The following is a 20,147-nucleotide window of genomic DNA, read 5'->3' as shown; positions in this document are numbered from 1 at the left end:
GGGCCCGCCTACTTGAGGTACTCGTCGATCTTGGACGTGGTGAAGGCCGCGTAGAGCTGTTGCTCGTCCTTGCTGTGCGAGGAGAGCGAGTAGTTCAGGCCGTTGGAGATCTGGGCGCACGCGGCGACCAGGGTCTTCACCTGGCTCTCCCAGCGCGCACCCACCTTGCTCAGGGCCGCACCGCTCACGAAGCCCTCGCGGGTCAGCGCGCCGGCCGCCTCGGCGGTCGCGGCGGCGGCGTGCTTGCCGTCGGCCTGGAGACGCGAGTGGAGGCGGTGCGCCTCGGAGCCGACGGCGCCGATGTGGTCCTGGTCGAGCGCCAGGTCCGCGCCGCCGCCGGGCGGGGACGCCCGGTTGAGCCGCAGGGAGACGTTGGTCGCGGCCGTGGCACGGGCGGCCGACCATTCCTCGTCGAACGACATCGCGTGAACTCCTGTGTCGGGTCCGGCTCCGGTCAGCGGTTGGTACGGCGTACGACGACGGCTGCGACGGCCCCGCCGATGAGGAGACAGGCCCCGAGCCCGAGCGCGAGCCAGGGCGGTCCGCCGCCGCCGTCGTCGTCGGGGCGGGGTGCGGGTGCGGCGGCGGGCGCCGCCCGACCCGCCCCGGTCGCGGCCGGGGTCGCGCTCTTGACCTCGGCTGAGGCCAGGTCGGGCAGCGGGTACACGTCCGCCGGCCCGGGATCCCCGGGCGTGGGCACCGCGATCCGGGGGCGTACGACCCCGTAGCCGACGTAGTCGTTCCGCTCGACGCCGTCCACGGGCTTACCGGCGGTGTTCAGCAGGACCCGGAGGACCTGGTTGTTGGTCCACCCGGGGTGCGCGGCCCAGACCAGCGCGGCGGAGGCGGAGGCGAGGGCGGAGGCGTCGCTGGTGCCGTGGCTCTTGCAGACGGCTGTCCTGCTCCCGCAGGCCGAGACGATGTCAACGCCGGGCGCGGAGATGTCGATTTGCGGGCCGTGTTGCGATTCTGCGGTGGCAGCGCCCTCGGCGTCCACCGCACCAACACCTACGACACCGGGCGTTGCCGCCGGATACCTCGGACCGTTCATCGTTTCCGCTTCGTTCCCGGCAGCGGCGAAAATCAGTTTGCCTCGCGAGAGCGCGTATTTGACGGCGTCCAGACGTGCCGGGTCCTCGGTATCGGTACCCATGGAGATATTGATGATCTTCGCAGTCGAGTCGGCGGCGTAGCGGATGGCCTGCGTCCACGACGCGTTCGTGGGGTCGCTCTCGATCGGGACACGGATCGGAAGGATTTTGACGCCCGGGGCGAGCCCGATCGCCCCGTCCCCACTGGGGTGCTTACCACTGCCGGCGATGATCGCCGCCATGGACGTGCCGTGATTGTCGTAGTCCGTGCGCTCATCGCCGGCCTGCGATGTCGCCAGGTCCCGCCCGGGCAGCACCTGACCCTCCAGCTCGGGAACACGGGCCACACCGCTGTCGATGACGGCGACGGTCACGCCCCGACCCGTGCTGACTTTCCAGATGTCACCGGCTTTCATGGCGTCGAGGTGCCATTGCTGCTCCCGGATCGTCTGCGCGAGGGCAGGGTTCGCAGCCACGCCGGTCAGCAGCAGACCCAGCGCGGCCGAGGTCGACTTTCGCATGCGCATCCCGTGCAAGGTCCGTTCTGCTCAGTCGATCACCGGCGGGACAACGCGACGGTTGCTCTGCCAGGTCTCTTCGTCCTCGGTCAGATGGTCGGGGCGGATTCCCACCTGGTCATTCCGACGTCTCCCGTGCGGCTGGACATTCGCTCCGGCGTGACCCATCGCCCCGCCAACTGCGCCAGGTCCCACCCCACCGCGCACGAGGCCTGATCCACCTTGGGTGAAGGGCTGGTTGGCCGTCGACGGTTGCCGGCCGCCTACGACACCGCCCGACTCCGTCGCCGGTCTCCGACCGACCCCTGTTACGGGACTACTCGGCGGCATGCCAAAGCCACCACCCATGCCACGGCCCGCCGAGTGCGCGCCTTCGCCACCGATTACCGTGCCGCGAGGAATTCCCGCATTCGGGGCAGTGGGCGAGAGCGGGCGACCGCCGACAACGCCGGTGTCACGTGGCGGTCGAGGACCGCTGCCACCCACCGGACTTCCCCAGCCGCCGCCAGGGGGTTTGCCGGCCGTGGGAGTTCCACCGATGACGCCGTACCCGCCGATGCTCGGTGGGAGCACATGAAGCGAAGTCGGAACGGGTGCGGCACCAGCCCCACCCGGGCCGGTGCCCACTCCCCCGGGCGAATTGCTGGGAGCCACCGTCGTCCGCTCCGGCAGCGCCCCAGCATGGTCGAGGTGCACACCCACGTCGTGGCCGGAGCCGACCCACGTCCGTCCCACCTCCGGCACGGGCAGGACGTGGTCCTGTGCGCTCGACAAAAGACCTGGGTGACCAGGCCGGCCAGGCGGCACACCGGGGCTCGTGGGCGCCACGGAGTCCGTTCCCGGGCCCACGACGATCTCCTGTCCCAGGGACCCACCAGAACGAGCGAGGCCATCCGAACCGGAGTAACCCTTGGGGATGAAGACCCCCGGCGGTGGTGGGAACGTCGGGATTTCGGCTCGCTTCAGTTGCGTCGTCGCCGTTTCGTACGACTGGGCCAGCTTCGTCAGCTGTTGGATCGCGCGTTCGTGGTCGGCGTTGAGTTTGGTGTGGGCCGTGCGGGCCGCCTCCTGGGCGTCGGGGTCGTTGTGGTGGTCCCGGGCCGAGCGGAGGTCGGCCGCGGCGGCGGTGTCGTACGGCGGGGTGTTCGCCCGGACCTCGATCATCGTTTGGGCGGCTTCCGTCAGCCACTTCCCGGCCTCGGCGCCGTACTCGGACAGTCGGAGCGTGGCGTTGCCCGCCCGGTTCGCCCAGTCCTGGAAGGCGTGGGCGGCTTCGCCCTCCCAGCCCCCGATCCGGTGCCTCTTGAGGCTCTCGCCGATCTCCTCGATCACCGCCGCCGCGTTCGACAGTCGCGCGGCACGCGCCGTGACCGCCTCGGGGTCGAGGGAGGCGATCATGGCCAGGAGTTGCTCGTGCGTCCGGCCCTCGAAGTCCGTGGCCATCAGAGGTCGCTCCCGGCCGTGCTCGCCCCGGCCCGCCCGGCCGCGGCCTCCTCGCGGGCGCGCGGGTCGCGGTCCGGTACGTAGTCGCGCTTCGACTGGCCGACGATCGCCCGCATCCGCTGCCGCGCGTCCTCGTCCACGCCCCCGTAGCCCTTGCCCGCCGTCAGGATCGCGATGCCCAGGGCCTCGATCTGCGCCGCCAGGCCGCGCGAGAGAGCGCGGAGTTCGCCGTGGACCGTCCCGTACGCGCGGAAGAGGGAATCCGCCTCCGCGAAGCCGCTGCCCAGCGTGGCCCTCGGGAGGGTGCCGTGGGCGAGTTCGCCGTCGTCGGCCTCGGAGCCGTCGAGCTTCGCCAGGAGGGCGTCGACCAGCTTCTTGTAGCCGGTCATGGACGCGTACCCGACCTCCAGGGCCCCGGCCTGCCGCGTCAGCGCGTCAGCCACGCCCGCGGCCACACTCCCGGCGACCCCGACCCTGGCCCCGGATAACGCTGACACCGCCGCCACACCGGCCTCCCGTCACACCCCGCGCACGCCTGCGCACTCAAGGTGATCACTCTAGCCCGGGTCGGTCCCGCAACGCGGCGCGCCGGATCAGGAGTTGGGTGCCGCCGCCGACGTCACCGACGCCCCCACCGCCGCCGACGGCCGGATCGGGATCCGGTTCACCGGCCGGCCCGTGGCCGCCCGCACCGCCGAGGCGATCGCCGCCGGGGTGGTCACCACCGGGACCGCGCTCGCCGCCTTCGCGCCGAACGGGGCCACCACGTCGCGCTCCTCGACCAGCTTGACGATGCGCACCGTCGGGGCGTCCAGCGACGTCGGCAGGGCGTAGCCCGTCAGGTCCGGGTGGCGTACGAGGCCGGAGATCGAGCGGAGGTTCTCCGTCAGGGCGGCGCCGACGCCCTGGGTGACGCCCGCTTCGATGCGGGCCTCCAACTGGCGCGGGTTGAGGACGCAGCCGACGTCCTGGGCCACGGCCAGTTCCACGACCCGGACCGAGCCGAGCTCGATGTCCACGTCGACCACCGCGCGGATCGCGCAGAAGGCGAGGCCGACGAACGCGTCGCCCTGCCCGTCCGCGTCCAGCGGCTCCGTCGGGTGGGGGCGGCACTGGGCGGTCGCCCAGAGCTCCTTGCCCTCTATCGCCTCCGACACGGACATCGAGAACGCGCCGTCGTACGACGTGATCCGGCCGTCCGCGATCTGGAGCAGCTCGATCGACATGCCGAGCTTGTGCGCCATGGGTTGCAGCAGTTGGGTGCGGACCATCTTCGCCGCGCGTTCCACCGCGCCGCCCGACACCCACGTGTGGCGGCCGTGCGCCGACGGGCCGGCCGGCGGCTGGTCGGTGTCGACGGGTGCCATCGCCACCTCGTCGACGCCGAGCACCTCCTGGACGATCTGACGGGCCAACGTGGCGAAGCCCTGCCCGGTGTCGACGGCCGCGCAGATGACGGTGGCGGTGCCGCCGACCACCTTCACGGTGGCCGTCGAGACCTCATCGGCGCCCTCGGCGCCGAGCATGTGGACCATGCCCACGCCGTACCCGACCCCGCGCCGCACCGCCCCGGGCTCGCCCGCGCCCTCGGGGCCGCCCGGCAGCAGCCATTCCTCCTCCGGGGTGTCCTTGGGGAGGGAGGGCAGCGGGTAGTCCCGTACGGAACGCAGCAGTTCCGCCACGGGCGCGGGGCAGGTCACCGTCTGGCCGGTGGGCAGGATGTCGCCGGTGGCCATGACGTTGCGCATGCGCAGTTCGGCGCCGTCGATGCCGAGCGCGGCGGCCAGCTTGTCCATCTGGCCCTCGTACGCGGCGCAGACCTGCATCGCGCCCTCGCCGCGCACGTGGCCCGAGGGCGGGTTGTTCGTACGGACCGCCCAGCCCTCGACGAAGGCGTGCGGGACGACGTACGGGCCGCAGGCGAACGCCACGGCCGCGGCCAGCGACTCGGAGGAGGCGTCGGCGTAGGCGCCGGCGTCCATCAGGATCTGCGCCTCGACCTTGACCAGCCGGCCCTCGGCGTCCGCGTGGTGGCGGTAGCGCAGCAGCGTCGGGTGGCGGTGGGCGTGGCCGAGGAAGGACTCCTCGCGGGTGGCGGCCAGTTTCACCGGGCAGCCCGTACGCAGGGCCAGCAGGCCCAGCGGCAGTTGGAAGGCGGGGTCCTCGCGGTCGGACGTCGCGCCGGGCACCCCGGTGACGACGACCCGCACCCGGTCCGGCTCCAGCCCGAAGCAGGCGGCGGCGAGGTCGCGGTCGGTGTGCGGGTCGGTGGAGGCGGTGTAGATCTCCACGCCCCCGTCGGGCCGCGGCACCGCCAGGCCGGCCTCGGCGCCGATGGGCGCGGGGTCCTGGCGGCCGATCCGGTACAGGCCCTCGACGACGATCTCGCCGGTCGCCTCGGGGTCGCCGTAGCGGAGCGGAATGTGCCGGATCAGGTTGCCGTCCGGGTGCAGCGGGGCGGCGCCGAAGGACTGCTCGGGGTCGGTGACGGCGTCGAGGAGCTCGTACTCGACCGCGATGGCGGCGGCCGCGAGGCGTGCCGTGTCGGGGTGGTCGGCGGCGACGGCGGCGATCGGCTCGCCGTGGTGGCGCACGATGTCGTGGGCGAACACGGGCCGGTCGGCGATGCGACGGCCGTGCGTGCCCGCGCCGGGAACGTCGAGGTGGGTGATGACGGCGCGCACGCCGGGCATCTCGGCGGCGGCCGAGGTGTCGACGGACAGGATCCGGGCGTGGGCGTGCGGGGAGCGCAGCACGGCGGCCCACAGGAGGCCCTCGGCCCACAGGTCGGCGGCGTACGGGAAGGTGCCCTCGGTCTTGGGCCGGGCGTCCGCCGACGGGACGGAGGCTCCGATTCCGCGCGGGATCCGCGGCTGGTCCCCGTCCCCGGCGGCGGTGACCGTCGTGACGGAGGTGGTGGCCGTGGTCGTGGCCGTGGTCGTCGCCGTGGCGCCGTCGTGCCCGCTCACGCCATGCCTCCGTTGCGCTGGATCCCGAGGTTGCCGGGGTTGCCGGGATTCCCGGGGTCGCCGTGGTTGCCCGGATCACCCGCGCCCCCAGGATGGCCGGCATGACCGGTATGACCGGGATCCCCCTGGACCCCGCCCTCGCCGGGCAGCGCCTGGTGCGGGATCCGCGGCTCGCCGCCACCACCACCGCCGGCCACAGCGGCAGCAGCGGCCGAACCGCCCGCCTGCGCCTCGTCGTCCGACGCACCCGCCGCCGGCGCCCCGCGTTCCGCGACGACCTCGCGGACCGCCTCGATGACGCCCTTGTAGCCGGAGCAGCGGCACAGGTTGCCGCACAGCGCCTGCCGGGTCTCCAGGTCGCTGGGGGCGTGGTTGCCCTCCAGCAGGTCGTGGATCGTCATGGCCATGCCGGGGACGCAGAACCCGCACTGCACCGCGCCCGACCTGCACAACGCCTGCTGCACGTCCGAAAGTTCCCCGTCCGTGGCCAGCCCCTCCACGGTGCGGACCTCACTGCCGGCGGCCGTCGCGGCCGGCACCAGGCAGGAGGCGACGAGCCGGCCGTCGACCTGCACCGCGCAGGCCCCGCACTCGCCCTGCGAGCAGCCGTCCTTGGCGCCGGCCAGGCCGAGGCGCTCGCGCAGCACGTACAGCAGGGATTCGCCGATCCAGGCACCGGTGACGGGCCGGTCGGCGCCGTTGACGCGCAGGACGTAGGAGGCCGCCGGGTGCTCGTGCTGCGCGACGGCGGGGCCCTGCTCGTCCTCGTACGCCGCCCCCTGCACCGGGACCCGCTCGGCGTCGTCGTCGGCCGGGGGTGTCCGGTCGCTGTCGGGGGTGTCCTCACCCGGCGCGGGCGCGGCCCCCGCTTCGCCCGGTGCGGGCGGCACGGCCGCGAATCCGTGTCCGTGGGTGTCCCCGGGGCCCGCGGTCCCGGCATCCACCGGACGGGGCCGCTCCTCCTCGACCGGCGTCCGCGCCGGGCCGTGGTCGGCGTCGATGTCGGGGGTGGCGTGCAGCAGCGGCTCCGGCTGCGGGCCGGGTTCGGGCAGCGGCTCCGGGAGCGGGGTGCCCACACCGGGGCCGCCCAACACCCTCGGGCCGCGCCCGGCGGATCCCGCCCCGGGCCCCGCGGCCCGGCGGGCGGCGTCCTCGCCGGCTCCGACCGAGCCCGGCAGCACCGAGCCCGGCAGCGGCGCGCCCGGCAGCACCCCGCCGGTCAGCGCCCCCGCGGGGTCCGGGACCCCGGCGTCGGCGCCCGTCCAGGGGGCTTCGGTGCCGCCGGGCGACGCCGCCGGGGCCCGACCCCAGTCGGGGCCGTCGGCACGCTCCCGGAACTCCCCGGAGGGCTCCGCGGAGTCCCCGCCGGGCGCGGCGCCGGTCGCGCCGCCGAACGTGTCCGTCCGGCCGTCGTCCTGGTAGCCCGCGGCGTACCCGCCCCGGTACTCGCCCGGGTATCCGTCCTGCCCGGCGGCCGGGAACTCGCCGGTTCCCGCGTATCCGTCCGTTCCCGCGTAGCCGTCCCTACCCGCGTAGCCCTCCGCGCCGGCCGCGCCCGCGAAGTCCGAACCGTCCCCGAAGGCCGAGAAGTCGGAGAAGCCGGAAGGGTCCGGGTACTCCGAGTATTCCGAGAACTCCGCGTACGGCGAGAACTCGCCGTTCCCGGGGGAAGGTTCCGCCGCTCGCGCGCCACCCGTCGGCAGCGTCCACTGCCCGGTGCTCACGGACTCGTCGGGCTGTTGCCCCGCCTCGGGGAACCGCCACTCCGCCGTCTCGGAGGGATCCGGGTCGGATCCGGGCTCCGCCGGGCCGGCGTCGCCGTAGGCGGCCGCCACGGACGGCGGCAGCGGGATCGACGCGGGGATCGGCCCGCGGTCGGACGCCGCGTCGGCGCCCGCCCCGGCCCCGTTGCCCGCTCCGGCCTCCGGCCACTGGACCGGCATGGTCCAGGTGCCCGTGGCGCTCGGGTCGGCGCTGGCCGAGCCGAGCGGCACGATCATCGGCGGCGGCACGTACCCGTGTCCGGGCGCGGCGAGGGGCTCGCCGTTGTCGAGCGCGTCCAGCATGTGTTGCGGAAGCTTCACGAAGGCCGTGGCCTCGGAGTCGAACTCGCCGCCGTGCGGCACCGGCTCCCAGCCCCAGTCGGCGCCCGCGCCGCCCGGGTTGCCCCTGTTGCCCGAGTTGCCCGCGTCCCCAGTCGATCCGCTCACGTTCTCGTTCTCACTCATGAGGTCAGTGCCCTCCCCAGGGCCCTGCGCGCCAGCACGGCCACCGTCCGCCGCAGATGCAGTACTCCGGAGGACACCGGTTCCCCCTGGTCGGGCACACAGGCGGCCGCGACGTACTCGCCGAAGGCCTCCAGCGCCTCGGGGGCCAGGGTCCGTTCCCCGTCCCAGTCGATCAGCGAGGCCACCCACCGCTCGGCCTCCAACGGCCGCAGCGGCATCGGGGCGACCGCGCCGACGGCGCAGCGCACGCCCCGGCGCGCGGGGTCGAGCACGAGCCCGACGGAGGCCAGGGCGCGGCCCGGTCCGGTGCGCCCGGTGGCCTTCAGGAACACCTGCGGCGCGTGCAGCAGGGGCACCCGTACGAAGCCGATCAGTTCACCGGGCCGGAGCATCTCGCGGCCGGCCAGCAGGTGGGAGACGGGGATCTCGCGCTGCGATCCGCCGGGCCCGACGATGATCAGCATCGCCTCCAGCGCGGCCAGCACCGGGAGGGCGTCACCGGTCGGGGCGGCGGTGGCGATGTTCCCGCCGAGGGTGCCCGCGTTGCGGATCTGCGGCGGGCCGGCGGCGCGGGCGGCCGCGGCGAGCGCCGGGATCAGGGCGGCGAAGTCCGGCCGCCCCATGCGGGCGTGCGTCAGCCCGGCGCCGAGCAGCGCGTGTCCGTCCTGGTACTGCCAGCCGCGGATCTCGTTGATCCGGCCGAGGCCCACCAGCGCGGCGGGCCGCAGCAGGCCCGCGTTGACGGCGGCCATGAGGTCGGTGCCGCCGGCCACGGGTACGGCCGCGGGCATGGCGGTGAGTGCCGCCACGGCCTCGTCGAGCGAGGTCGGCAGCGTCACGGACTGCGACGCCTGGGCCGCATGCGAAGGTTGCGGCTCCTGAGCCGCATGCGATGCGTGCGGTGCGTGCGTGGTCAACCCAGCTGCCCCTTCCCGATGTCCCGGTCCCGGCGCTCACGCCTGTCCGCCGTACGGTACGTCCTCACCGCCGGGAGGTGGCAACTCTGGCACATCTTCCGGAGCGGCCGGCGCGAGGGTCTCCCGGGTACCGCACGACCCGAACACGACTCCGCACCGCGACGCCGGTCCGACCACCACGGGGGCGCCCGGGCGGGTGGCCGTACGACCACGCGCCCGGGCGCCCGTTTTTCCCCGTATCAGCCTTATTCGGGAGAGAGTTCCAAAGGTTTCCGAAGAGTTCCGCTTCCAGCCATCGGCAGCAGCGGGACCGGCACCGCCACCGGGTCACACGATCGGAGGCTCACCCTCGATCGGCCGGCCCAGCACCCCCGGCCGGCGCTGCCACGGCAGCGGACCACCCGGAGGCCGGTAGTCCACGCCGAGCGCGTCGAGCCGCGCGTAGTGGGCCACCATCCGCGCCTCGAACCCGGCCCCGTCCCGGGATTCCGGTTCCGGCAGCGTCGACCACACCACCTCGGCGAAGGCCGCCAGCCTCGGGAACACCTGGTAGTCGACGCGGCTCTGGTTCTCCATCACCTCGGTCCACACGTTGGCCTGCGCGCCCAGCACGTGCGCCACGGCCTCCGGCGACAACTTCGGCGGCACCGGCTCGAAGCGGTACACGTCAGCCAGGGAGCGCACGTACCCGATGGGCATCGGCTCGTCCGGGCCGCCCGCCTGACGGTGGTCCAGGTACACCTGCTGCTCCGGGCACATCACCACGTCGTGCCCGGCCTCGGCGGCGGCGACGCCGCCCGCGTAGCCCCGCCAGGAGGACACGACGGCGCCCTCGCCCAGGCCGATGGCGCTCACCTCCTCGCCGGACCCCGCGGCCCGCCGACCGACGCCGGCGCCGCCCTCCAGGATCTCGTCCCAGCCGACGAGGCGACGGCCGCGGGCGGCGAGCCAGCGGTCGAAGTGCCGGATGAACCAGGACTGGAGACCGTCCTCCCCGTCCACGCCGAGCTCCGCGATCCGCGCCTGCGCCGCCGGGGAGGCCTTCCACTGGACCTTGGGGCACTCGTCCCCGCCCACGTGGACGAAGGGGGACACCTCCTCCGGGAACAGCTCCAGCAGCTCCTCGAAGACGCCTTCGTAGAACCGCAGTACGCCCTCGGTCGGCGCGAGCACGTTCTCCGAGATGCCCCAGTCGTCCCACACCTCCAGCGCGGCGGTGTCCACCACGTCGACGTTCCCGAGCTCCGGGTAGGCGGCGATGGCCGCCTGGGAGTGGCCGGGCACGTCGATCTCGGGCACCACCCGCACGTGCCGTTCGGCGGCGTAGGCGACGATCTCGCGGATGTCGTCCTGGCTGAGGAAGCCGCCGTGGGGCGTCTCGTTCCACAGCGGCGAGGCCCGGTGGCCCCGGCGGCTGCGGGAGCGCCAGGCGCCGGTCTCCGTGAGCTTCGGGTAGCGCTTGATCTCGACGCGCCACCCCTGGTCGTCCGTCAGGTGCAGGTGCAGCACGTTGAGCTTGTGCGCGACGAGCAGGTCGATGTAGCGCAGCACCCCGTCCTTGGGGAGGAAGTGCCGGGCGATGTCGAGCATCATCCCCCGCCATCCGAAGCGCGGGGCGTCCTCGATCGCGACGTACGGCAGGCTCCAGGTCCGCCCCGGCAGCGGCGCCCGGCGGTACGCGTCGGGCCCGAGCAGCTGACGCAGCGTCTGCGCCCCCCAGAACAGCCCGGCGGCCGAGGCGCCGGTCAGCTCGACGCCGTCCGCGCCGATGTCCAGCCGGTACGCCTCCGGTCCGGCCCCGCCCGCGCGCTCCGGGTCCACGGCCAGGCGTACGCCGCCCCGCCCGCCGGGGTCGGCGTCCGGCAGCTCCCACCCGGTGGCTGCCCCGAGTTCGCGGCGCAGCCACCGCGCGACGCCCTCGGCGCCCGGTCCGACGGCGAGGGCCGGCCGGGTCCCGAGGGCGTACCTCCGTCCGTCCCCGTCGGGAACCGCGTTCCGGGGTGCGGGGATCAGGTCCATGCGTCAGCCCTTCGCCACAGCCAGCGTGTTGCGCCCTGCGCAACGCTCGTTCCGCAGGGTGCTCGTCGCGCCGACACTAACCCGCGTCGGGGGCACACAAAAGGCCCCCGGCGCGCATCCGCGCACACGGGGACCTTCGGCGGAGGGGTCGAGGACCTTCCTACTTGTCCTTGCCGCCCTTGTCCTTGTCGCCGCCGGCGCCCATGGACTCGTAGATCTCCTTGCACATGGGACAGACCGGGTACTTCTTCGGGTCGCGGCCCGGGACCCAGACCTTGCCGCAGAGCGCGACGACGGGGGTGCCCCCCAGCGCGCTCTCCATGATCTTGTCCTTCTGGACGTAGTGGGCGAAGCGCTCGTGGTCGCCGTCGCCGTGGGACACCTGCGGCGTCGGCTCTACGAGGGTCCCCGTACCAGTCCCGCGATCGGGCTCAAGAGTGCTCATAAAGCCAGGGTACTGAACGTCACCGGGCTCAGTTCAGCGACGGGTCGTCCAGATAGGTGGCGACCATCGCGAGGTCGCTGCGCTGGCGGCGCAGCACCGCCCGCCAGAGCCGTTCGGGGTCGGGGAAGGACACGTCACCCGGTTCGGAGTCCACGACGTACCAGGCCCCGTCGCCGAGCTCGACCTCCAGCTGACCGGGACCCCATCCGGAGTAACCGGCGAAGATGCGCAGGCCCCCCAGCGCCGCGGCCAGCAGTTCGGGCGGGGCCTCCAGATCGACGAGCCCGATCGCGCCGTGCACCCGGCGCCACCCGAGCGGCCCCTCCTCACCCGGGATCACGGCGACCCCCAGGGCCGAGTCGAGCGCCACCGGCCCGCCCTGGAACACCACCCCGGGGTCACCGGCGAGCGGCGCCCACGGCAGCAGGATGTCCCGTACGTCCACCGGGGTGGGGCGGTTGAGGACGACGCCGAGGGAGCCCTGCTCGTCGTGGTCGAGCAGCAGGACGACCGCGCGGTCGAAATTCGGGTCCGCGAGGGCGGGGGTGGCCACGAGCAACCGCCCTGTGAGGGAGGACACCTCGGTCATGCGGACATGATCCCGCACAATCGCCCTTCAGGGGGAGCGGACGGCGGTATCGGATCGTGCGCAGCTCAGGGCGCACGGCGGCAGCGAGGAGCGCGCACGGCGAAAACCTCCGGAAGTGAACGCTCCGCTACTTGCCGCGCACACAGGGTGCTGTACCGAATTCATGACAGTCCTACGGCCGCGTCAGCCATACAAACAAGGGGGTGGTGCCCCTTACCCTTTTCACTGATCCCCTGCCCATCCCTCTCCGGAACGCGAGATCCATGACCGGCAACGATGTCCTGCTTGTCCACGGCGGAACCCCGCTCGAGGGCGAGATCCGTGTCCGCGGCGCGAAGAACCTCGTGCCGAAGGCCATGGTCGCCGCACTCCTCGGCAGCGAGCCCAGCCGTCTGCGCAACGTGCCCGACATCCGTGACGTCCGGGTGGTGCGCGGGCTCCTGCAGCTGCACGGAGTGACCGTGCGCCCCGGCGAGGAGCCGGGCGAGCTGGTGCTCGACCCGACCCACGTCGAGAGCGCGAACGTCGCCGACATCGACGCGCACGCGGGTTCCTCCCGGATCCCGATCCTCTTCTGCGGCCCGCTGCTGCACCGCCTCGGCCACGCCTTCATCCCGGGCCTGGGCGGCTGCGACATCGGCGGCCGGCCGATCGACTTCCACTTCGACGTGCTCCGCCAGTTCGGCGCGACCATCGAGAAGCGCGAGGGCGGTCAGTACCTGGAGGCCCCGCAGCGTCTTCGCGGATGCAAGATCCGCCTGCCCTACCCGTCGGTCGGCTCGACCGAGCAGGTCCTGCTGACGGCCGTGCTGGCCGAGGGCGTCACCGAGCTCAGCAACGCCGCCGTCGAGCCGGAGATCGAAGACCTCATCTGCGTCCTGCAGAAGATGGGCGCGATCATCTCCGTCGACACCGACCGGACCATCCGCATCACCGGCGTCGACCGCCTCAGCGGCTACAACCACAAGGCGCTCCCGGACCGCCTGGAGGCCGCCTCGTGGGCTTCCGCGGCCCTGGCGACCGGCGGCAACATCTACGTCCGCGGGGCGCAGCAGCGCTCGATGATGACCTTCCTCAACACGTTCCGCCGGGTCGGTGGCGCGTTCGAGATCGACGACGAGGGCATCCGCTTCTGGCACCCGGGCGGCCCGCTGAAGGCCATTCACCTGGAGACGGACGTCCACCCGGGCTTCCAGACGGACTGGCAGCAGCCGCTGGTCGTCGCCCTGACCCAGGCCTCGGGCCTGTCGATCGTCCACGAGACGGTCTACGAGTCCCGCCTCGGCTTCACCTCGGCGCTGAACCAGATGGGTGCTCACATCCAGCTGTACCGGGAGTGCCTGGGCGGCAGCGCCTGCCGTTTCGGCCAGCGCAACTTCCTGCACTCGGCGGTCGTGTCCGGCCCCACGAAGCTCCAGGGCGCCGACCTCGTCATCCCCGACCTGCGCGGCGGGTTCTCGTACCTGATCGCGGCGCTGGCGGCCGAGGGCACCTCGCGCGTCCACGGCATCGACCTGATCAACCGCGGCTACGAGAACTTCATGGAGAAGCTCGTCGAGCTGGGCGCGAAGGTCGAACTGCCGAACGGCGACCTCGTCTGATCCGCCTCCGGGGCCCACGGGCCCCGGAGAGGCCGAAGGGCGGCCACCCCCGTGGGGGTGGCCGCCCTTCGGCGTTCCACGTACTACTGCCGTCCCGAGGGCCTGTGCGGCCCCCGGCACAAGGGCGGTACTACTTACCCTTGGCGGCTTCCTTGAGCTTGGAGCCCGCGGAGACCTTCACGCTGTAGCCGGCCGGGATCTGGATGGGGTCGCCGGTCTGCGGGTTGCGCGCGGTGCGAGCGGCACGGTGGGTGCGCTCGAAGGTCAGGAAGCCGGGGATGGTGACCTTCTCGTCGCCCTTGGCGACAATCTCGCCGACGGTCTCGGCGAGCGCGGCCAGAACGGCGTCGGCGTCCTTGCGGGTCACCTCGGCGCGCTCGGACAGAGCGGCCACCAGCTCACTGCGGTTCATGTTGTACTCCCGTGTTCAACTTGCCTTAGAGGCGTGAGATCGAAGCCGATGCTGCCAGGGCCCTCGGACAGTCCCCGGACCCGGGTCTGAACGTCAGACCCTCTCGCCCGGTTACGCATCCTGCCCCCACCAGCGGCGGGAAAGCCAATCCGGCACCCGCCGGGGTCACACGAAAAGCGCCACAGTCACGCCGCGGTGACGCTCCGTCCGCACCGGAGGCATCCGGCTGGATGCGGACCGCGAGCCACGCGGGCATCCCCGCAACCCTAGAGGCGGCCCGCCGGGCCCGCATCCCGCGACGCGCCGGGACGGGAGCGTGGGGCCCGTCACAACGGCGGCCGGAACGCGCCTCGAACGGGTCTTCGGATCGCGCTGCGGACGGACCGCTCGAACGGATCGCTCGAACGGCGGGCCGCTGCCGGCCCAAGGGGCCGGTACCGCGCGGAGGACCGCCCGAGGGGCCGAACGGGGGGTCAGGTCCCGCCGTCGGCACGGCCGCAGCGGTGCGCGGTCCCCGCACGTCGCCCCTCGCGGCGCCCCACGCGCCGTCAGGCAAGCCGAACGGGCCCGGCGGGCCGTGGTGGCCACCGAGCCCGTCAGGGGGCTACTGACCGGCGGTGGCGGCCTTGCGGACCGCGCCGGCGACCGCGCCCGCGACCTTGTCGTTGAAGACCGACGGGATGATGTAGTTCGCGTTCAGCTCGTCCTCGCCGACGACGTCCGCGAGGGCCGCGGCGGCGGCCAGCATCATGTCGGTGTTCACGGTCCGGGACTGGGCGTCCAGCAGACCGCGGAAGACGCCCGGGAAGACCAGCACGTTGTTGATCTGGTTCGGGAAGTCCGAGCGGCCGGTGGCCACGACGGCCGCCGTCTGGCGGGCGACGGCCGGGTCCACCTCGGGGTCCGGGTTCGCGAGCGCGAACACGATGGCGCCCTCGGCCATGGCCGCGACGTCCTCGCCGGAGAGCACGTTGGGGGCCGAGACGCCGATGAAGACGTCGGCGCCGACGACGGCCTCCTTGAGGGTGCCGGTGTAGCCCTCGGGGTTGGTGTTGTCCGCGATCCAGCGCAGCGGGGAGTCGGCCGCCGCGTCCACCAGGTCGGGGCGGTCCGCGTGCACGACACCGTGGATGTCGGCGCTGACCGCGTTCTTGACGCCCGCCGCGAGGAGCAGCTTCAGGATGGCCGTACCGGCCGCGCCGGCGCCGGACATGACGACCTTGACATCGCCAACTGCCTTGCCGACGACGCGAAGTGCGTTCGTCAGGGCGGCGAGGACGACGATCGCGGTGCCGTGCTGGTCGTCGTGGAAGACGGGGATGTCGAGGGCCTCGCGCAGCCGGGCCTCGATCTCGAAGCAGCGCGGCGCGGAGATGTCCTCCAGGTTGATGCCGGCGAAGCCGGGGGCGATGGCCTTGACGATCGCCACGATCTCGTCGGTGTCCTGGGTGTCGAGGCAGATCGGCCACGCGTCGATGCCGGCGAAGCGCTTGAAGAGGGCCGCCTTGCCCTCCATGACGGGCAGCGCGGCCATCGGGCCGATGTTGCCGAGGCCCAGCACGGCGGAGCCGTCGGTCACGACTGCGACGGAGTTGCGCTTGATGGTGAGGCGGCGCGCGTCCTCGGGGTTCTCGGCGATCGCCATGCACACGCGGGCGACGCCCGGGGTGTAGATCATCGAGAGGTCGTCGCGGTTGCGGATGGGGTGCTTGGACGCCATCTCGATCTTGCCGCCGAGGTGCATCAGGAAGGTTCGGTCGGAGACCTTGCCCAGGCTGACGCCCTCGATGCCGCGCAGCTTCTCGACGATCTCGTCGGCGTGCGCGGTGGAGGTCGCGGCGATGGTGACGTCGATGCGGAGCTTTTCGTGGCCGGACGCGGTCACGTCGAGGCCGGTGACCGAGCCTCCTGAAGACTCCACGGCGGTGGTGAGCTGGGAGACCGCGGTTCCGCTCGCGGGCACTTCCAGGCGGACCGTCATCGAATACGAGACGCTGGGCGCCGTTGCCATGGCCGTGTTCCTCTTCTGTCCCTGATTTCGCTGTACACAGGGCCCGCACACGGCAGGTGTGACAGGTCCCGTTGTCCGATCGTCCCACCTACCAGCCGGTAAAAGGTAACCAGCTACAAATTTCGGAAGAACTCTTCCACCATACGAGAGACTGAGGGTCGGCGGAATGGTGGATTAATACAAAACAGGTCCGCGCCCCCCACCTGGGTGGAGGGCGCGGACCTGGTGTTCCGTCTAAGACACCGACCCGCCATGCTCGCCTCGCGGCAAGTGGTCGCTCTGAGCGACGAAGGTTGGGCCCGGGGGCTTGGATCGAGCCGGTGTCCTGACCAGGCTAACAAAGGTTCGCCGAATGCGATCCCCCTCCAGCCGGTTCGATCGCCCGATCACGCTCCTGGCCGCGGGCCATCCGGCCCCGCACGGCAGCCGACCCCGGGACGGGAGCCCGCCCCCGCACGCGCCCCGGCCCCGGGCCGGGGATCTCCTACGGGGCCGGGAACGTCGTACGGGGCCGGGGGTCGGCCGGCGGGCTCCTCCCTCAGGGCCGCAGCAGCTCCGCCACGCCGTCCGGGCCGGGCCGGTCGCCCGGCGCCGAGACCACCGTCAGCTGCTGCGTCGCACGCGTGAGCGCCACGTACAGGACGCGCAGGCCCGCCGGGGACTCGTTCGCGATCTCCGCCGGGGAGACGACCACCGTGGCGTCGTACTCCAGGCCCTTGGCCTCCAGGCTGCCCAGCGCCACGGCGCGCTCCCCGAGGTCGGCCAGCCAGCCGGCCGCCTCCGCCCGGCGGTCCATGGCGACGACCACGCCGACCGTGCCGTCCACCTGCTCCAGCAGCCGCCGGGTCTCCTCCCGGACGGACGCGCCCAGGTCGGCGCCGGCCGCCGTGAAGCGGGGCTCCAGGCCCGTGGAGCGCACCGCGGTGGGCGGCTCCATCCCCGGCATCGCCAGCTTCAGCACCCGCGAGGCGACCTCGGCCACCTCGGCCGGGTTGCGGTAGTTCACCGTGAGCGTGAAGCGCCGGCGCGGCCTGCGCCCCAACGCCTCGTCCCGGGCGGCAGCGGCCTCCTCGGGATCGGTCCACGAGGACTGCGCCGGGTCACCGACCACCGTCCAGGTGCCCATCCGGCCCCGCCGACCCACCATCCGCCACTGCATCGGCGTCAGGTCCTGGGCCTCGTCGACGATCACGTGCGCGTACTCGGTGCGCTCGGCCGCGATCCGCTCCGCCCGCTCCCACTGGGTCTCCTCGCGGGTCGGCATCAGCTCCTCCAGCCCGCTGAGCTGGTCCAGCGGATCCATCTCCCGCCTGCGCCTGGGTCGCGCGGGCGCGCCGAGGAGCTGCTGGAGCTCGTCCAGCAGGGCCACGTCGTGCACCGACAGCGGGCCCTTGCCGTCCGGGCCGATCCGGCGCAGGGAACGCGCCAGCTGTCGGGTCTCGCGCGGGTTCAGGTCCCGGCGCGACCAGCGGCCGAGGCGCCGATCGTCGGCCATCGCCGCGAGGACCTTGCGCGGGGTCAGCTCGGGCCACCAGGCGTTCAGGAAGCCGATGAAGTCGTCCTCCGTGGAGATGTCCTCGTCGAACGCGGACCGCAGCTCGGCCGCGAGCTCCGGGTCGCTGTGCCGGCCCGCGCCGCCGGACTTCGAGTAGAGGGCGTCGAGGAGCAGCTTGCGGGCGCGGGGGCGCAGCAGGTTCACCGGCGCCGTCCCGCCCAGCACGTTCTGCCGGATCCGGTTCAGCTCGGCGGACTCCAGCTCCTGACGCCGCCCGAAGGCCACGACACGGAGCCGTTCCGGCGCCTCACCCAGCTCCAGGGCACCCCGTACGGCCTTGCGGAGCACCTTGAGCATCCGGGAGGAGCCCTTGATCCGGGCCACGGCCGGATCGTCGTACGTGGTCGCCTCGGCCCCGTCGACGAGCGAGCCGAGCGCCCGGATGGCGACCTGACCCTCCTCGCCGAGGGAGGGCAGCACGCCCTCCGTGTAGGCGACGAGCAGCGGGGTCGGAGAGACGATCAGGATGCCGCCGGAGTAGCGCCGCCGGTCCTGGTAGAGCAGGTACGCCGCCCGGTGCAGGGCGACGGCGGTCTTCCCGGTACCCGGCCCGCCCGCCACCTCGGCGACGGACGCGGCGGGGGCCCGGATGACCAGGTCCTGTTCGGCCTGGATCGAGGAGACGATGTCCCGCATCGAGTGCGTCCGCGCCCGGCCGAGGGCGGCCATCAAAGCGCCGTCGCCGATGGCGGGCAGCTCGACGCCGTCGAGGGTGGCGGTGACCTCGGGGCGCATCAGGTCGTCCTCGACACCGAGCACCTTGCGGCCCTTGGACCGGATCACGCGACGACGCACGACGCGGCCGGGGTCCTTGGGCGTGGACCGGTAGAACGGCGCGGCCGCCGGGGCGCGCCAGTCGATGACGAGGGGCGCGTAGTCGGTGTCGAGTACGCCGATGCGCCCGATGTGCAGGGTTTCGGCGATGTCGGCGGTGAGGTCCGGGCGGATCGCGTCGTCGGCGGGCTCGACGGAGGTGAACGCTCCGTCGGCGCCGCGCTCCCCGTCCTTGCCTTCGACCAGGTCGATGCGTCCGAAGAGGAAGTCCTCGAACTCGTTGTTCAACCGGTTGAGGTGGATCCCGGCGCGAAAGACCTGCGCGTCGCGCTCGGCGAGCGCGCCGGGCGTGCCGACCTGGCTCCGTTTGGCGGCGTCGTTCACCAGGAACTCGGCCTCGTGGATCTTCTCCTCAAGGCGTCGGTACACCCGGTCGAGATGCGTCTGCTCGCCCGCGATCTCCCGATCGCGGACGGAATCCGCCGTGCTGTCGACAGCGGCATTCTGCGCGGCCACCAAGGCCCCCTTCTGACGTGCATGGGCGACCGTCAACCGTACGCGAATCCAGCCCCTGTCCGCACGCCGGTTCCGCGCGCCGGACGAAATGCGCGGATCGGGGTGGGCCGAGCAGGATCGGACTTGCCCGTATCAGGACGGGTTTGACGGTTTCCCGCCGGTCTCATCGCCTGCCGGGGCGGGCCGGCCCTACAAGGGCGGTGAGTTGGCGGGGGGGGGGGTGGGGGTGGGGGGTGGGCTCGGTGCTCCGGACTCGGGGAGGTTGGTCGGGGTCGGGTGGGTGGGGTCCGGGGTGCGGGGTCGGTTCTGGTGGGCGGGGCCGGGGGTAGGGCGGGGTGCCCGTGATCCGGATCAGGGAGGGTTTGGTGGTTTCCCGCCGGTCTCATCGTCTCTCCGCGTCGGGCCGGTCCCTCAAGGGCGCTCCCTTCGGTCGCGTCGCTACGCGATGGCCTACGGCCACCCTTGACCGACCGACCCGCCACGAAAATCCGAAGACCGACGGGAACCCCCCAAAAGAACGGTCACGGGGGACGGATGAGCAGGAGCGGTCCCTCAGTGACGAGACGAGGGGCCGGGCGCCGGCCGACAGGGCATGCGGGGACATCACAGTCCTGCGGCAGGGCCACGGGCGCGGCCAAGGGCCACTACCTGCCCGTCAGGACGACGACATCAACCGGGATTGCGGGTAGGCGGGAAAGCGCGTCGGATCGCTACGAACTTCGCTCGGCTCAGCGACTGACCACCGGCCGTGGCTGGACATAAGCCGCACCAGCCAAGTTCATGGCCGAGGCCGTCTCGGCGACTGACCACCGGCCATGGTCCGACCACAAGACCGCCAGACCGCCAGATCACCTGGTCACCTGGTCACCTGGTCACCAGATCACCGATGTGGCACAGCCACACGCTTACGCCCACCCGCCGACGCTCGGCGCACTCGTCCGACTCGTCCGCCTTGTTCGTCGCATCCGTGTCGTTGGGTGTTTTGGTTGGGCGCCTGGTTTGTGTCGTCGAGTGGCAGACGCACTCCGTGGGCCACCACGGACGGTAGGGGCGGCTTAT

Annotated in this window: 14 protein-coding genes; 1 reads left to right on the top strand and 13 read right to left on the bottom strand. The window is 72.8% G+C overall.

The genetic code is table 11. The features are described 5' to 3' along the window. Nucleotides 1–8: 8 nt before the first annotated feature. The 10 genes from ACFY0I_RS25385 to ACFY0I_RS25340 form a co-directional block, all read right to left on the bottom strand. Entirely contained in the window at nt 9–422 is a 414-nt protein-coding gene (locus ACFY0I_RS25385) for a hypothetical protein (protein ID WP_388900046.1), read from the bottom strand. A 32-nt stretch (nt 423–454) separates the two neighbouring features. After that, nucleotides 455–1,618 carry a type VII secretion-associated serine protease mycosin gene (gene mycP, locus ACFY0I_RS25380; protein WP_388900043.1) on the bottom strand — a complete coding sequence of 388 codons (1,164 nt, stop codon included), beginning with the start codon at nt 1,616–1,618 and terminating at the stop codon, nt 455–457. A 21-nt stretch (nt 1,619–1,639) separates the two neighbouring features. After that, nucleotides 1,640–3,052: a WXG100 family type VII secretion target gene (locus ACFY0I_RS25375; RefSeq protein WP_388900040.1), complete on the bottom strand. Its 1,413-nt coding sequence runs from the start codon at nt 3,050–3,052 to the stop codon at nt 1,640–1,642. Further along, on the bottom strand, nt 3,052–3,495 hold the full coding sequence (locus tag ACFY0I_RS25370) for a hypothetical protein (RefSeq protein ID WP_388900037.1): 444 nt from the start codon (nt 3,493–3,495) through the stop codon (nt 3,052–3,054). Before ACFY0I_RS25370 ends, ACFY0I_RS25375 begins: the two co-directional genes overlap by 1 nt. Before the next feature lie 150 nt (nt 3,496–3,645). Then, the gene (locus tag ACFY0I_RS25365; RefSeq protein ID WP_388900413.1) at nt 3,646–5,919 is read right to left on the bottom strand and encodes a xanthine dehydrogenase family protein molybdopterin-binding subunit; all 2,274 of its coding nucleotides are present in this window, start codon (nt 5,917–5,919) and stop codon (nt 3,646–3,648) included. Nucleotides 5,920–6,017: 98 nt separating this feature from the next. Beyond that, on the bottom strand, nt 6,018–8,249 hold the full coding sequence (locus ACFY0I_RS25360) for a (2Fe-2S)-binding protein (protein ID WP_388900034.1): 2,232 nt from the start codon (nt 8,247–8,249) through the stop codon (nt 6,018–6,020). Then, nucleotides 8,246–9,166: an FAD binding domain-containing protein gene (locus tag ACFY0I_RS25355; RefSeq protein WP_388900032.1), complete on the bottom strand. Its 921-nt coding sequence runs from the start codon at nt 9,164–9,166 to the stop codon at nt 8,246–8,248. The genes ACFY0I_RS25360 and ACFY0I_RS25355 overlap by 4 nt, the downstream gene beginning before the upstream one ends. Nucleotides 9,167–9,493: 327 nt before the next feature. Further along, the gene (locus ACFY0I_RS25350) at nt 9,494–11,185 is read right to left on the bottom strand and encodes a beta-N-acetylhexosaminidase (protein WP_388900029.1); all 1,692 of its coding nucleotides are present in this window, start codon (nt 11,183–11,185) and stop codon (nt 9,494–9,496) included. Between the two features lie 160 nt (nt 11,186–11,345). After that, nucleotides 11,346–11,630 carry a DUF3039 domain-containing protein gene (locus tag ACFY0I_RS25345; protein WP_281211013.1) on the bottom strand — a complete coding sequence of 95 codons (285 nt, stop codon included), beginning with the start codon at nt 11,628–11,630 and terminating at the stop codon, nt 11,346–11,348. A gap of 28 nt (nt 11,631–11,658) precedes the next feature. Further along, complete coding sequence (locus tag ACFY0I_RS25340; RefSeq protein ID WP_281211014.1) at nt 11,659–12,219, bottom strand: YqgE/AlgH family protein; 561 nt, start codon at nt 12,217–12,219, stop codon at nt 11,659–11,661. Nucleotides 12,220–12,482: 263 nt separating this feature from the next. Here ACFY0I_RS25340 and murA point away from each other — a divergent pair, with 263 nt between their 5' ends. Further along, a complete protein-coding gene (gene murA, locus ACFY0I_RS25335) occupies nt 12,483–13,820 on the top strand; it encodes a UDP-N-acetylglucosamine 1-carboxyvinyltransferase (protein WP_356875250.1) in 1,338 nt (445 codons plus the stop codon). Nucleotides 13,821–13,950: 130 nt separating this feature from the next. Here murA and ACFY0I_RS25330 read toward each other — a convergent pair whose 3' ends face one another. The 3 genes from ACFY0I_RS25330 to ACFY0I_RS25320 form a co-directional block, all read right to left on the bottom strand. Continuing rightward, nucleotides 13,951–14,232 (bottom strand): HU family DNA-binding protein, encoded by a 282-nt coding sequence (locus ACFY0I_RS25330; RefSeq protein WP_007264399.1) that lies wholly within the window; start codon nt 14,230–14,232, stop codon nt 13,951–13,953. 604 nt (nt 14,233–14,836) lie between these two features. Then, the gene (locus ACFY0I_RS25325) at nt 14,837–16,243 is read right to left on the bottom strand and encodes an NAD-dependent malic enzyme (protein WP_388900024.1); all 1,407 of its coding nucleotides are present in this window, start codon (nt 16,241–16,243) and stop codon (nt 14,837–14,839) included. 538 nt (nt 16,244–16,781) lie between these two features. Then, nucleotides 16,782–19,088, bottom strand: coding sequence for a HelD family protein (locus ACFY0I_RS25320; RefSeq protein WP_388900021.1), 2,307 nt, complete (start codon nt 19,086–19,088; stop codon nt 16,782–16,784). Between the last annotated feature and the right edge of the window lie 1,059 nt (nt 19,089–20,147).

Origin of the sequence: Streptomyces sp. NPDC001568, assembly GCF_042893755.1 — a bacterium.
Lineage (GTDB): Bacteria > Actinomycetota > Actinomycetes > Streptomycetales > Streptomycetaceae > Streptomyces.
Note: the sequence above shows the minus strand (reverse complement) of the source record. Positions and strands in the feature narration are given on the sequence as shown.

Bases quoted from the DNA above. Each gene is read 5' to 3' on its own strand.
- ACFY0I_RS25385 (WP_388900046.1), bottom strand. From the start codon at position 422: ATGTCGTTCGACGAGGAATGGTCGGCCGCCCGTGCCACGGCCGCGACC.
- mycP (WP_388900043.1), bottom strand. From the start codon at position 1,618: ATGCGCATGCGAAAGTCGACCTCGGCCGCGCTGGGTCTGCTGCTGACC.
- ACFY0I_RS25375 (WP_388900040.1), bottom strand. From the start codon at position 3,052: ATGGCCACGGACTTCGAGGGCCGGACGCACGAGCAACTCCTGGCCATG.
- ACFY0I_RS25360 (WP_388900034.1), bottom strand. From the start codon at position 8,249: ATGAGTGAGAACGAGAACGTGAGCGGATCGACTGGGGACGCGGGCAAC.
- ACFY0I_RS25350 (WP_388900029.1), bottom strand. From the start codon at position 11,185: ATGGACCTGATCCCCGCACCCCGGAACGCGGTTCCCGACGGGGACGGA.
- ACFY0I_RS25345 (WP_281211013.1), bottom strand. From the start codon at position 11,630: ATGAGCACTCTTGAGCCCGATCGCGGGACTGGTACGGGGACCCTCGTA.
- ACFY0I_RS25340 (WP_281211014.1), bottom strand. From the start codon at position 12,219: ATGACCGAGGTGTCCTCCCTCACAGGGCGGTTGCTCGTGGCCACCCCC.
- murA (WP_356875250.1), top strand. From the start codon at position 12,483: ATGACCGGCAACGATGTCCTGCTTGTCCACGGCGGAACCCCGCTCGAG.
- ACFY0I_RS25330 (WP_007264399.1), bottom strand. From the start codon at position 14,232: ATGAACCGCAGTGAGCTGGTGGCCGCTCTGTCCGAGCGCGCCGAGGTG.
- ACFY0I_RS25325 (WP_388900024.1), bottom strand. From the start codon at position 16,243: ATGGCAACGGCGCCCAGCGTCTCGTATTCGATGACGGTCCGCCTGGAA.